Source organism: Pseudoalteromonas sp. SW0106-04 (assembly GCF_001293805.1).
Lineage (GTDB): Bacteria > Pseudomonadota > Gammaproteobacteria > Enterobacterales > Alteromonadaceae > Pseudoalteromonas > Pseudoalteromonas ruthenica.
The window spans coordinates 1-13,679 of sequence record NZ_BCAI01000001.1; the positions used below are offsets into that span (position 1 = coordinate 1).

Annotated in this window: 13 protein-coding genes and 1 riboswitch; of the genes, 9 read left to right on the forward strand and 4 right to left on the reverse strand. The window is 47.7% G+C overall.

Annotated elements, in window-relative coordinates:
* The 7 genes from W04_RS00005 to cdd all read left to right on the forward strand — a co-directional run.
* On the forward strand, window positions 1-778 hold a 778-nt coding region (locus W04_RS00005), incomplete at its 5' end, for an IS3 family transposase (RefSeq protein ID WP_157576166.1).
* 68 nt (window positions 779-846) lie between these two features.
* Window positions 847-1,197: a hypothetical protein gene (locus tag W04_RS00010; RefSeq protein ID WP_053909298.1), complete on the forward strand. Its 351-nt coding sequence runs from the start codon at window positions 847-849 to the stop codon at window positions 1,195-1,197.
* Between the two features lie 239 nt (window positions 1,198-1,436).
* Window positions 1,437-1,835, forward strand: coding sequence for a hypothetical protein (locus W04_RS00015; protein WP_053909299.1), 399 nt, complete (start codon window positions 1,437-1,439; stop codon window positions 1,833-1,835).
* A gap of 184 nt (window positions 1,836-2,019) precedes the next feature.
* A complete protein-coding gene (locus W04_RS00020; protein WP_022944407.1) occupies window positions 2,020-2,436 on the forward strand; it encodes a lysozyme inhibitor LprI family protein in 417 nt (138 codons plus the stop codon).
* Window positions 2,437-2,522: 86 nt separating this feature from the next.
* Complete coding sequence (locus W04_RS00025; protein ID WP_053909300.1) at window positions 2,523-3,008, forward strand: hypothetical protein; 486 nt, start codon at window positions 2,523-2,525, stop codon at window positions 3,006-3,008.
* A 318-nt stretch (window positions 3,009-3,326) separates the two neighbouring features.
* A riboswitch (cyclic di-GMP riboswitch) is annotated at window positions 3,327-3,416 on the forward strand.
* Between the two features lie 67 nt (window positions 3,417-3,483).
* Complete coding sequence (locus W04_RS00030; protein WP_053909301.1) at window positions 3,484-3,861, forward strand: hypothetical protein; 378 nt, start codon at window positions 3,484-3,486, stop codon at window positions 3,859-3,861.
* Between the two features lie 40 nt (window positions 3,862-3,901).
* The gene (cdd, locus tag W04_RS00035) at window positions 3,902-4,759 is read left to right on the forward strand and encodes a cytidine deaminase (RefSeq protein WP_053909302.1); all 858 of its coding nucleotides are present in this window, start codon (window positions 3,902-3,904) and stop codon (window positions 4,757-4,759) included.
* On the opposite strand, the gene udp is transcribed toward cdd, so the two are convergent.
* Complete coding sequence (gene udp / locus W04_RS00040) at window positions 4,717-5,478, reverse strand: uridine phosphorylase (protein WP_053909303.1); 762 nt, start codon at window positions 5,476-5,478, stop codon at window positions 4,717-4,719. The genes cdd and udp overlap by 43 nt on opposite strands.
* 167 nt (window positions 5,479-5,645) lie before the next feature.
* On the opposite strand from udp, the gene W04_RS00045 reads away from it, so the two are divergent.
* Window positions 5,646-6,425, forward strand: coding sequence for a DUF2189 domain-containing protein (locus W04_RS00045; RefSeq protein ID WP_022944402.1), 780 nt, complete (start codon window positions 5,646-5,648; stop codon window positions 6,423-6,425).
* Window positions 6,426-6,704: 279 nt separating this feature from the next.
* Entirely contained in the window at window positions 6,705-7,814 is a 1,110-nt protein-coding gene (locus W04_RS00050) for an arginase family protein (protein WP_053909304.1), read from the forward strand.
* A 73-nt stretch (window positions 7,815-7,887) separates the two neighbouring features.
* Here W04_RS00050 and iadA read toward each other — a convergent pair whose 3' ends face one another.
* From iadA to W04_RS00065, 3 genes are all read right to left on the reverse strand, one after another.
* Window positions 7,888-9,054 carry a beta-aspartyl-peptidase gene (gene iadA, locus W04_RS00055; RefSeq protein ID WP_053909305.1) on the reverse strand — a complete coding sequence of 389 codons (1,167 nt, stop codon included), beginning with the start codon at window positions 9,052-9,054 and terminating at the stop codon, window positions 7,888-7,890.
* 6 nt (window positions 9,055-9,060) lie between these two features.
* On the reverse strand, window positions 9,061-10,470 hold the full coding sequence (yfcC, locus tag W04_RS00060; RefSeq protein ID WP_053909306.1) for a putative basic amino acid antiporter YfcC: 1,410 nt from the start codon (window positions 10,468-10,470) through the stop codon (window positions 9,061-9,063).
* 64 nt (window positions 10,471-10,534) lie between these two features.
* The gene (locus W04_RS00065) at window positions 10,535-13,468 is read right to left on the reverse strand and encodes a TonB-dependent receptor domain-containing protein (protein WP_053909307.1); all 2,934 of its coding nucleotides are present in this window, start codon (window positions 13,466-13,468) and stop codon (window positions 10,535-10,537) included.
* Window positions 13,469-13,679: the final 211 nt, after the last annotated feature.

A 13,679-nucleotide genomic window follows, 5' to 3' on the forward strand; every position in this document is an offset into this window, starting at 1 on the left:
TGGCTTTTATCGTTACTTGAACCGAAAGCCGAGCGATAAAGCACAGAGACATGCTGAGTTGGCCCATCATGTGAAAGAGGCTTATGAGGTCTTTAAGGCACGCTACGGCGCGCCCAGACTAACCTATGAACTCAATGCCAGCGGTGTTCGATGTAGCCTCAATACGGTCGCTAAAATCATGCAAGAGCTGGCTCTCAAGGCAAGAAATGGCAAAGCGTTCCGTTACAGTCGCAGCAGCTATTCAAACTCGAATATAGAAGGGAATGTGCTTGCCCAGGAGTTCATCACAGAGCGTGCCAACAGGAAATGGGTATCAGATATCACTTATATCCGTGTTCGCGGCCAGTGGCTTTACTTGGCCGCTGTGATGGACCTGTTCTCAAGGGCGATTGTCGGTTGGGCATTAGACACGTCGATGACGGTCAAGCTGATTTCAGATGCTTTCAACATGGCACTGGCCCGCAGGGAGGTTAAACCAGGTTTGATGCTTCACTCAGATAGAGGCGTGCAGTACCGTGCGGTGGCTTATCAGGATTTAGTGCGTTCATCAGGTGCGATAATCAGCATGAGCCGAAAGAGCAATTGCTGGGATAATGCGGTGATGGAATCGTTTTTCAGCCGTATGAGAGTCGAACTCCTATACGGCGAGAAATTCAACTCGCTTCAGGAAATCAAATCTTGTATCTTAGAATACATTGAAATTTTTTATAATCGCGTACGTCAGCTTTCAACACCGGGCTATGTCAGCCCATATGAATGCGAGGCAGAATACGCTTAACATGGATGTCCATTTTTAGTGGGTAAGACCAGCACTAGCCGGGGTTTTTAGAGGGAGCGGTTTTTAAAGTGTCAGAGAACGCAAGGACAATTATCGAGGCACTAGACGCTAGTGGCGAAAGCGGCAGTGGCTTGATTTCGCTATCTTTGCGCACAGGTATTAGTCAAGAATCTTTGCGAACTTTTATAAAAGAAAACAAATCATACTTCCTACCAATTGAAAATCACAAATTTAAACTGAATAGGGACATCGTTGAAAATTGCTCTGTTGAAGAGATAGTGAATGAAATTGAGAATGAAATAGCAGAAAGAAAAATCAAGCACCGAGTCTCGAAAGGCTTTAGGTGGGGTGTAGTGGTAGGTCTGCTCTTACCCAATATTGGTAGATGGATTTACGATTTATACGCGTGGTTGTTTTAAAAAATGGTGCATAACAAGACGTTTATGCTGCTTCGCCGTGACACGACTTCGTCGCGCATCATAATGAAGCGTTGTAGCTCCTTAAAATCATCTACACTTGGGTATCCTACGAGTGGCAACCTTGATTGAATGAAATATTATGATCAGAACAAGCAAAAAGAAGATAAATTTCAAAGAGCCAATGATTCAATTGCCATGGAAATAGATATAGAACGCTGAATATGGAGTTCTGAAATCCTATGGAAAGACTAATAAAAACCTATAAATATTTACTTATAATACTGACAACTATCCTACTTAGTGCCTGTTCAAATATTTACTGGGGAAACATTATAAACGAAACCAACGACGTTATTACGGTAAAGCTTACTTTCGTTAACGAGTACGGCACTCATTTTTTGGAAATGAAACCAATTAAAGCGAATGAAAATCGTATATGGGAATATGAACAATCATCACTGTTCACTGACAAGATAGATAAAGATTTATCTACGATTGAGGCGACAAATTATGCAGGTTGTACCATTGTTTTTGACCGTAAAGCGATAGAAAAAAAAGTTGGAAAGAATAGGCAAATTATAGTTATTGAACCTCAAGATTTTATTGATGCTTGCAGTTCAAAATCAAATATGAACTAGATGAACATCATAAAATTAAACCATGTACCGTTTTTGGTTGGTGCGTAGTTTGTTTATAGTTAAAATGCCTAATAAGGGCTTTAAAGTTGGTCTCGTAACAGCTTGCTCGATTCCGCTTCACTTCACACCTTAGCGCACTATTATCAGCCCCTTATGCAGGTGTTATGTGCTTTCGAGGAATATTATGAAAAAACGTATGTTATTGGCTCTACCTGCTTTTGCATTCACAGCTACCGCTATGGTTGAGGAAGCAGTTTACGATTGTGATAATGCGGTTAGCACCCGGCAAATTAATGATTGCGCGATAATTGAACTGAACTCAGCAAAAGCAGAGTTATCGAAGTATCTGGACGCAAGTATTGATCACAATTCTTATGATTCTGAGTTAGTTGAAGCTATAAAAGTTGCTCAAAATGACTGGCAAATCTATGTTGATTCCCATTGTGGCTCTATCTACACAAAATGGCGTGAAGGTACAATTCGTGATGTTATGGCTATTTCATGTGAAACTAAGCTAACTAGGCAAAGGACACATGAGGTTTGGGCACACTTCTTAACCTATATGGATAGTACTCCGCCAGTATTACCAGAGCCAAAATAGTGTTTATGGCGCTGTGTGACAGCTTTTTTATTGCGTGCCGGCTCCCCTTAATGCGGCTTAAAAAAAAGCCATGAATTGTTCTAAGTATGTTTGAGCCCTTTATTCCTGATAATTTCGAGGCGCCTAAGCGTTTTGACACTGAATCTTTTCATTTTAGAGTGCTTGAAGAGGCGGTTGCTGAATTAGACTTTGACGCTGTGATGTCCAGTCAGCAAAGGCTGCAAGGGGTTTTCGGGCCAGAGTGGCCTAAGCCATCGATGACTCTCGAAGAGAATAATGAAAGCCTGAAGGTTCATAAACGAGAGTTTGAATCGCGAGTAGCGTTTGCTTATTCAGTGTTCAATAACTCAAACGATACATGCCTCGGTTCTGTTTACATAGACCCTAGCCAGTCACCCAAGTATGATTGTGAAGTATATTTGTGGGTTAGAGACGATGCTATTGCTTTAGACATAGCGCTTTACCACACGGTCTTTGATTGGCTAAAAAAAGATTGGCCATTTTCAAAAGTTGCATTCCCTGGTCGAAGCATTTCATGGGCAGATTGGGTGGTTACGTTGAAAGTTACCTAACATAAATCAATTATGTATGAGACGTATAAAGCCTAGCTTGCACTCTTTCGTTGCTATTTTTAGCCAAGCTTAATGTACTCCATAGCAAAGCATCACCTACCTAGGAAAGCATGAAACGTCTATTCATCATTTTATTAAGCCTGGATCTAATTGGTTGTATGGATGATAGGCCGCTGTGAGGAAAAGTTGAGGCGTCTGCAAACAGTAAAACGAATTTCGGTGTTAGCGATAATAACGGGGTCAAAGCGGATCACAGCGTAGAGTGGTAATTATTCAGCTTAGTTGAATAAAAGCTCTAATTTACGTATTAAGGCCTGCTCAGAATAAAGGCACGGTGCTCGAAAGAGTTTCCACGCAAAGCTCCAGGTCTAAGGTCAATACATTGGCTATGATGGCTGAGCCGCTTCCACTTTTGCCCCCCTAGTGCAAACGAACTTGTGCCTTTGTTGTATCTGTATTTATTAGAGAGAACGACATGGCCAACTCTGTTTTTGCGAGTTTAAGTTATTGCGCTGAAGAAAATATTGTCTGCGCAACCATGCGCGGTAAAGCGCAATCAATTGATGTGTTAAATAACGCCAACGCCATTATTGAATTCGCCAATAGTTACAATGCGAAAGCGGTGTTAATTGATGTACGCGAATTTGAACATGCTTATGCTAAGGATGAGTTCATTGATGTGTGCAACAAGCTAGCGCCATTGCTCGGCCAGTTTATTATCGCTCGGGTGGTTAGTTATCAGGGTTTTATGCATGAACTGGTGACGCAAAAAGTACGAGAGCTTGGGGTCAGGGTGAAAAACTTTGATTGCCAGGAGCAGGCACGTAATTGGTTGCGCCCACTTTCGTGCTAGGTTAGTATCCCAAGCCCAAAAAATAACAACAGGCCTGAACATGCAGGTTACAGGGTTACTCGCAGAACTAAAACGCCAAGGCGGTATCGCCTCTGAGCAGCAATTCAAAGAACTTCAGCAGGCGCTGGGCTCCTCTTTTAAAGACACCATCAATTGGCTGCTAGCGCAAACCCAAACATGGGCGGTGGCGCCCATTTCGTCATTTCATGTCGCCGCGCTTGTTAAGGCAAAAAATAGCCAAGGTGACGTGTTTTATGCAGTCGGTGTAAATGTTGAGCTAGCAGGCTTGGGGTTAGAGGTATCCACCCATGCAGAGCAGTGCGCATTGCATAATGCCTGGCTACACGGCGCAACAGAGATTGAGCACATCTATATCAGCGCCGCACCATGCGGGCATTGCCGTCAATTTATTAATGAGTTCAAAGGTGCGAAGAACATCGCTATAACCATAGGTGATAAGTCAACGACCTTGAACGAGTTGTTGCCTCAAGCCTTTGGTCCAGTTGATTTGGGGGTAGAGCAGCCCTTGCTGGGTAATGCTGCTAGCCATCATGATGAGAGCCGCTCATTACACCACCATTTTGCGCAAAGCTATGCCCCTTACAGTGGTGGGAAAGCGGCGGTAGCCATTGAATATGAAGGCGCGAGTTATTTTGGCCGTTATATGGAGAATGCCGCGTTTAATCCTAGCTTTTCACCCATGCAAGCGGCGCTAAGCCAAATTGTGTTGGCCAATCAAGAAGTCGATTTTAGCGCTATTACAGCGGTGACTTTATTGGAGCAGCAGGCGGGCAAATCACACCTTGGAGCAAGCAAAACAGTGTTAGCTCAACTTGCTCCGCACGCGCAATTTAATTACGAATTACTAAGCAGCAGCTGTGCTCCCGCAATAACCTGATCTATCGCACTTTGTTCAACAGCCGAGATATCCACGTCGGGTATCTCGTTTTCACAGCGGTTGACTAATACTCCGGCGATGCACGCTGAGCGCAGCCCTAATGCGCTGCACATGGTCAGTAAGGTGGCAGACTCCATTTCATAATTCATCACGTTAAGCGCTTGCCACTGCTGCATGGACCCTTGAAGGTGGGTGGGAACATAACCACTGTGGGTGTCATAACGCTCTTGCCCAGGGTAAAAGGTATCACTGGATGCGGTAATGCCAACGTGATGAGTGATATCGCTATCCTGACATGCTTTCACTAGGGCGGCGGTGGCTTCAAAGTTGGCCACTGCGGGGTAGTTGGCTGGCGCAAAGTGGTGCGACGCTCCATCTAAACGCACCGAGGCTTGGGTGATTAATAAATCTCCCACGGCTATGTGCGGCTGAATGGCTCCTGTGGTCCCCACTCGTAAAAAGGTATCTACGCCTAGCTGCGCGAGTTCCTCAACGGCGATGGACGTAGAAGGTCCACCAATACCGGTTGAACACACCACCACAGATTGACCCGCTAACTGACCTAAATAAACGTGAAATTCGCGATGCTTGGCAAGACAGCGCGATTGCTCAAGCTGCTCTGCAATAACGCCTGCACGCTCAGGAGCGCCGGGGATAATAGCCAAGGTTGCCCCTGCAATGTCTTCTTTAGTGATGCCAAGGTGAAACATTTTTTTCATGTAAGCCTCTGATTTATCTTACGCATAATAGTGCCTTTAAAGGTGCCATGCTGCGGTGTTGCGGTCCATGCCAATAAGGACAAATGTCCGATACAAGTGATCCCCTAGCTTGCGAACTGAGTAGATCTCAACTAGATGTTAATTGAATGTATCATAGGAGATAAATTATGGGGCTTTCTTCTAGTGCTTCGAGCCGCAGTGAATTTGCTCGTTGCTTCGAGTGTAACAAGGTGAGCGTCTTTGCTCCTTTACATTGGTTAGCGTTAGCGTTTAAAGATATGGCTCGGGCACCGCTGTTGAGCTTAGTCTATGGTTTAGTGTTCACCGCTATCCCCGCTGCGCTGTTGTTTTTTGTTTATTCTAGTCAGTCGCATTTGGTCATTTTGCCTGCTGCTGTCGCCTTTGCCCTCGTTGGACCAGCCTTTGCGGCCGGCCTCTACGATGTGGCGTGGGAGTTGGAAAAAGGGCACACCCCAACATTTCGCCATAGCCTCAAATCAATGTTTCGTAACCCCGCAGGGGAGTGGGGCTTTGCCGTACTCTTAATGGTGGTTATGATAGTGTGGATGCGCTTGGCCGCTTTGGTGCATGCGCTTTATCCCAACACCGTTAACCCAACATTGGAAGAGCTGAGCGCGTTTCTAACCTTAGGCTCTATTATTGGCGGCGTGCTGCTGGTAAGTGTATTCGCCATCTCTGCCTTTACTCCGCAAATTATGATGGAACGTCGCGTTGATATTATGACTGCGGTGGTGAGCTCGATGAACGCAGTGCGAAACAATGTGGGGGCAATGGTGGTGTGGTGTGCCTGTATTGTCTCTTTGGTTTTGCTTGGCTTTATCACCGGTACTGCGGGCTTTATAGTCATTATGCCTCTGCTCAGTTACGCCAGTTGGCACGGCTATATCGCTATTATTAAAACTAAGCGTCCGCGTAGCTACGAGTAACTTTCTGGCTGGCTTATGCAGCTTTTATGCATAGCCAGTCACGCCTTTGCTTGCGGCCCCTCCACGTCAGTTTGACTTCTTCACTCAGCTTGTATATTAATCGTTTACCTTGGGTGCTAAGGTGTATATGGATGCTAAATAAGCCTTTAAAAAACATAATGTTATGTTTTGCAGGTGACTTGGTGTCGAGGTACAGATTACACAGAATAAGATAACAACATACAGCAACACGATTTTTCTGCATGCACCATATAATTGCATAACTATTGAGGAGAGAGCATGACTGCTAAGTGGCAAGATTTTCAAGAAAAAGTTGAGCACTGCTTGTGCCCGCCAGGTAATGGTGTATTTACTGTTAACACCGCCAAAGAGCGCAAAGCGGCCCTGCATCACAAGCTCTACGGTCAAACTGAAAACATTGAACCACTGTGGAAATCATCCCTTCAAGATTTACCCACTAGCGAGCACAAAGCAGTTATGCTGGGGATCAGCTCTGATTGTGGTGGCGGTATTTTACGTGGTGCGAACTGGGGCCCGTTATTCCTTCGTAGTACATTAATTGAACAGCAACCGCAAGCGAAAGCGTTCGATATCGGTGATGTTCGTGTGATCCCACACTTATTACATGATAAGTACCTCAACGAAGGCACTATCAGCAACTGTCAAAAAGCCTTGTACGCAAACGAGCAGAGCGACTACCATGTTAGCCCGCTATCCATCACCGAAGATGTATGCACTGATTTTTATGCAAACTTCCCCGAAAAAGGCATTTTTGGTATCGGTGGTGACCATTCAATCAGTTACCCGCTGACGAAAGCGTATCTTAAAGCCAAGCGCGAGCAGGGCAAGAAAGTGGCTATCATCCATTTTGATGCGCACACCGATTTGCTCGTGGAGCGTTTGGGCATTGACTTATGCTTTGGCTCTTGGTGTACGCATATTCTAGAATTCTTGCCGAGCCCTGCGCATTTAATCCAGTTTGGTATTCGCTCAAGCGGTAAGCCGAAAGAGCATTGGGAGTCTACCTTTGGTGTGAAGCAACACTGGGCCCACGAAATCAATGAGCGTGGTTGTGAAGCCGTTATTGCCGAAGTACTTCAGCAACTGCGCAATGATGGTGTTGACGAGCTGTATGTAAGCTTTGATATTGACGCTTTGGACGCTGAGTTTGCCTCGGCCACCGGCACACCCGAAGAAGACGGTTTGAATCCACAACAAGCACTCACTATTCTTGGCGCACTGGCTGATGAGTTCCCAATAACGGGTGCCGACATGATGGAAATCGCTCCTTTCACCGACAGTTCATTGGAAGGCAAAAGCAGCTCAGAGACGACCTTGCGCGAAGGGGCTAAAATCTCAGCGTTCTTGCTTCAAGCAATGAACAAGTAAGGCTCCACTTCTACCAGTGACCAAAAAAAGCGCCTTTCGGCGCTTTTTTCATTGTTGATAAGCGCTTCTTTGGCTATTCAAAACGGCCTTTGCGTATCAGCTCACCATCGGCCATCATGCATTGACCGCGCACGAACACCCACCGTGGCAACAGTGAAGTGCTATCAAGCAACACTAAATCAGCACACGCCCCCGCTGCCAGCGTACCTTTTTGTATTCCCAGTACGTTCGCAGGGTTGCTGGTTATCGCTCGTAATGCATCGGCAAACGCCACCTTATGCTCTTTGACTGCTTCAATAAATGCCAGTAATAACGAGCGCTCATGCCCGACCTCAAGACCCACCAAATGGTTGTTCTCATCAAACACTGGCAAGCTAGCGTGGCCATCAGAACTCATCGTTAAACGGGTTTTTTCAACACCCTTGGCTAAGCATTGTGCCAAAGCGCGCGCCGCACTGACTTCGCCATGTGCTAAGTCATAGTCGGTGGTGCTGGTGGTGAAATCTATCCAGCCACCGGCATTGGCAAAGGCGATACCGGCGTCAAGCAGCTGCTGGTTGCGGTTCATATGGGTAGGATAGAAGCGGTTTAATGGCACATCATAGTGGGCAGCCACCTCATGCAGGAGCGCTAAATGACTGTCACTGGGGCCGACATGAATACTAATCGTGCCGCGCTTATTACTTAGCATACCTGCAACCCGAGCATGTGCTGCCAGCTCACTAAGCTGCTTCGCATTCAGCTGAGAGCCGCGATGATCGCTAATAGCGACTTCACCGACACCGATGACTTCATCAATGAACATAATGTCTTTTTCAATACTGCCGGTGAGCGAGGGCGCTGGCAGATGATACGCACCGGTATAGCAAAAGGCATTGAGCCCTTCTTCTTTGAGTCCTTTAGCCTTAGCCAGTAAATTACTGTGTGTGCGGCCGATTGAATCAGTGCCAAGGGCGCCAACAACCGTGGTGATCCCGGCGGTTATCGCATCACTTAGCATCATCTCCGGCGTGCGACTGGCGAAACCGTCTTCACCGCCACCGCCACAAATATGCACTAATGAATCAACAAAGCCGGGCACGGCAATCAGCGTGCTGCCATCTATGACTGTTTGCTTCAGGGAGCTGGTGAACGTGAGATCAGGGTCTATACCGAGAATATACTCGCCGCCCAGGGCGATAGTTTGTTGCCCCATAGGGTCGGGGTTGTAAGTAGTAACGTTGTTAATAAGTGTGATCATAATGACTTAACTGTATTGCATAAATTGAGCGCCGATAACAAAAGCGCTGGCGAGGGCAAATAGCGCAAGCTGCAGGCGCCAAATAAATAGAAACCATTGGCCCCACTCTAACTTCACCACGCCCAAACAACCAATCAGGCTTGCTGAGGTGGGGATAATGATATTGGTCAGGCCGTCACCGAGCTGGAAGGCGAGTACCACGGTTTGCCGACCAACATTAAGCAAGTCGCCCAAAGGGGCCATAATCGGCATGGTGATCGCAGCTTGCCCCGAACCTGAGGAGACAAAAAAGTTAAATAAGCTTTGAAACACCAACATACTCCATGCTGCCAGCGCTTCGGGCATGCCGTGTAGGAGGGTGGCGCTGTAATACAAAAGCGTGTTTAACACCGAAGGCTCACTGAGCTCATTGCCACCGAGTAAGAGCACGATACCTTTGGCTAAGGCGACCAATAAGGCGGCCGGTAGCAGCTCTTGTGCTCCTTGGGTGAACATCTCTGCACTGCGCGAAAACGAGGTGCGATACATGAACTTGGCAACAATGGCGCTTAACACCGCCAAAGTAAAAAATTGGCCAGCAAGTTGCGGAATGTAATACTGGTGCAAGGTCACTCCCCAAACTACCCAGGCAATGACACCGACAAACAGCAATAATAGCGTTTTATCAGCTCGACAAAGAGGCGCATAACTTGTGCTCGGCGCAGGTTCAGCGGGTAATGCGCGACTGTGTTTTGCATAGCGATAGGTGTAGGTCATGCCCAGCAGTGTAAAACACCCCCAAGCGAACATCCGCAAGGGGGCACCGGAGAACACGCCGAGTTCAGCAATAGACTGAGCAATGGCGATACTAAATGGGTTCATCCATGAGCTCGCAAACCCGATTTGTGTTGCCACATAAGTCACTAACACTGTGGTTTGAGCGTTGTAGCCCAGCTGCTTCATAATTGGCAGCAGCACGACGCAAAAGGCGATTGCCTCTTCACCCATGCCAAATATGGCGCCGCCAAGAGAAAATAATGTAAACAGCACAGGAATAAATAGCCATTGTAGCTTTTGGGTGCGGCCGATCAGTGCTAAAACAGCGCGGTTTATAGCGCCGGTGTGCATCAGAACCGAAAACGCCCCGCCGGTAATAAGAATAAATGCCATGACGCCAATGGTAGCGCCAAATTTATCACCAGCAACGAGCCCTTCGAATAGTACATTCACAAAGCCGACTTCGCCGTTACTTGCAAATAACGGCAATTGCAGCTGCGTTTGTTGTTGTTGAAATTGCGCCAAGCTGACCGTAGTTTGCTGAGCGTCCATAGCAAACCAGCCAGGTTGCACAAACCAGGTACTGGCATAGGCAAGTAAGGCCACCGACATCAAAATAACGCTGGCACTGGGCAAAGAAAAACGCGTGTGATTAGTCATGAGTCTTCACTTATAAAAGGACAAAGGGGCGCACGGCCCCTTATTAAGTTTTGGGCGCTGACCATTAAAAGCGGTAGGTCATGCCCACACGATAGGTGGCGCCAAGGGCGTTATGATTTATTGCATCAAAACCTCGGGCAGAGCCATATGCTGTGGGCGGCTCTTCATCTGTGAGGTTGTCGATATTAACGCGCAGGGTGAGTGCGTTGCTCAGCTCATAGCCAGCAGAGAGATCCCATACTAACCATGAGTCGACCTCTCGCTCACCTTGCGCATCGAGCGCGCCAAGCGCCTCCAACTCGTCAATTTCACGACCCCTCAGGCCATCGATATCGTCGCTGTAGCTGTCAGTATAGTTGGCCCCTATAACGATATAGTAATTGTCGCTATCCCAAGCTAAGCTGACGCGGCCTACATTCTCGGGGTAACGATAACTACCCACTAAAGATTCAATGGCATCGGAGCCTGGGCGGTTACGTTCATATTCGAGATAATGAGTGGCGTCAAAACGCAGCGTTAAATCTCCTTGGGCCAGTGCAAAGCGATGATCAAATTTAATATCCAGGCCTTGTAAATCTTGGCTGCCGGTATTTTCTAAGGGGATCACGTGATCGCGAGATAAAGGCAGGTATAACTCACTGTCACGGGGGTCAAAAGCGGCAATATAATTGTCAAGAATCTCAGAGAGATCAGCGCCCTGTTGCTCAATGTTGAGCCCTTGTTCGTCAGTCACCTCACACAGCTGTTGATCGTAGGCAATGCCTTGCTGCCCTTGTGGTACCAGGTTGCAATGACGTAGGGCTGCATCGCTTAGTGCTCTGTCGAGTACCGCCGTCATATTGGTATCGATGACTTTTTCGTGATTGAACTGCCAGTAATCAATGGTGAGGTTGGTTTGGGCACTTGGGCTCCATGCAAAACCTAAGCTTAATGCCTGCGACTCTTCCGCTTTTAATGCCGGGTTGCCAAGTTCAAGCGAATTGACCGTTACTTCGGTGCCATCGCCCATACAATATAAATCGGCTACCGCTTGGTTGGCGCCACAATCAAAGGTTGAGGTGGTCGTGCGCAGCTTTACGCCAGCCTGAGTCAATGACGGAGCGCGGAAGGAGGTAGACCATGAGCCCCGTAGCACCATAGTGTCGGTGGGGCGGTAGGTGAAACCAAGCTTGGGGTTAAAGGTACTGCCGAAATCATCGAAATGATCGTAACGCCCGGCGGCTTGCAGCTCAAGCTCTGTGCTTAGTGGAATATTGAACTCTGCATAGGCGCCCCACTGAGTGCGGTCGGCCTCGGCCAGGCTAGAGCCAAAACCGAATACATCCACTAAATAGTCATTTTGCGCCTGAGCTTGTGAGTCTAAAGAGGGGATGTCTTCAAGCTCCTCGCGGCGAACTTCAACACCAAAAGCTGCATTCACTGCGCCCGCATCAAGCAGCAGTAATTCACCGTTAATATTGGCATCCCAAGCATAAACCGAGCTTTTACCTGAGCGAGAGGGTTGTTGTTGTGTTAACGCCAAAGTCGCATCATTGGTGCTATCGCCGAGCAAAAACGGGTTATAAAACGGGCGTAATGTCGCGTCGCCTGCGCAGTTTAAAGTAGTGCCATCGTAGCTTGCAATTTGTCCGTCACTGCACAGCTCACCGGTTAATGCAGCGTGAAACTTGAAGCGATTATAGACGCCAGCAATGGCAACTTGCTCTGACTTTGAGCGCGACAGGGTAACACCACTTTGCCAAAACCACTCACCGAGGCTTCCTTCAAGTTCACTCACCAAGCGCATGTTATCCGACTCTACTTCAATGGTACGCGGGTCGCCAAAACGGGCATCAAAGGCAAAACCATAAACTTGGCGATTATTTACGGTGTCAAAGGGGTCGATATAGAGCTGCTCTAAAAGCGGGTTTGAGCCATCTGCTTGGTCAAAAATAAACAGGCTTTGCTCAAGGGCATAAGGGCCTTCGCTGTCATCAATTTGATTGATAGGCGCTGGCGAAGAGTAAGCTGTTGATTGCGTATGGCTGTAGAAAAAATCTGTTTTCCAATTAAGATCGCCAACGGCTTGCGTAAAGGTAAATCCGGTGGCGAGGCTCTCAAATGGGCTATCGAGGTAGTCGTCCTCATTGCCGTAGTAGGCACATATTTGCTCGCCATATTCGGTCTCTACTAACTCGGTTTTACATCCAGGGGCAGGCAGTTCTAAGCCATCTCGCTGCGAGTAATAATAAATGTTTGGCGTGTTCTCGAGCTTGGGTAAATAAGAATAGCCACTGACTAGGAGAGGGTCTTTGGTGTAGTCGCGATCCGTCGCTTTGAAGGCATTACGGTGAAAATAATCGGCGAATACACTGAGGTTGCCTTTGCCAAGTTGCGTGCCCCAAAGCAAATTAATTTGCGTTTTACTTTCATCACTTTGTGCCAAACTGTCGCCGTATGAGGCATTGACTTCAAACCCTTCAAAATCATCTTTAAGGATGTAGTTGATAACGCCGGCAACAGCGTCTGCGCCGTAAATGGCCGAGGCACCGGTGGCAAGAATTTCAATACGTTCAATGGCCGCGAGCGGAATTGCGTTAACGTCAACAAAGTTTTCCGTGCCCGCAGCAAATGAGCTCGGCGCAATGCGTCGGCCATTAACCAGTGTCAGTGTCGAGGACGGGCCCATCCCGCGCAGGCTCGCTGCTGATTGCCCAGCAGGAGTGGAGTTGGAAGTACCGCCACTTTGAGATGTGGAAAACGTGCCAGTCCCCCCACGTAGCTGGGAGATGTCTTTCAGTAGGTCGTGGATACTATCGGCACCGGAGCGAGCGATATCATCTTGGTCCAACACAGTAAGCGGTTGTGCACCTTCCAAATCCACGCCTTTTAAGCGGGAGCCGGTGACATCGATGCGCTCAATATTTTGCTCAGCAGGGGCTTGGGGCTTTTCAGCCGCCGATAGCGAAGGGCATACAGCCGCAGTCACGGCCGCAGCTAAAGATAACTTGCGAAACATATTTCACCTGTCGATGTTACTGTGCGCGTCATGCACACGCTCAGTGAGTGCGCGCTTTCATGCACAGAATTTTATTATTCGTAGATAGAGTTAGGGTGAGATGGCTAAGACGTACTTAACCACCGCGTTGTAAAGACAACGGGTGGGCTACTCGTCAAACCACTCCGACAGGTAATGGGGCGAGTAGAAATATGCAGCAAGCACCGGGGCT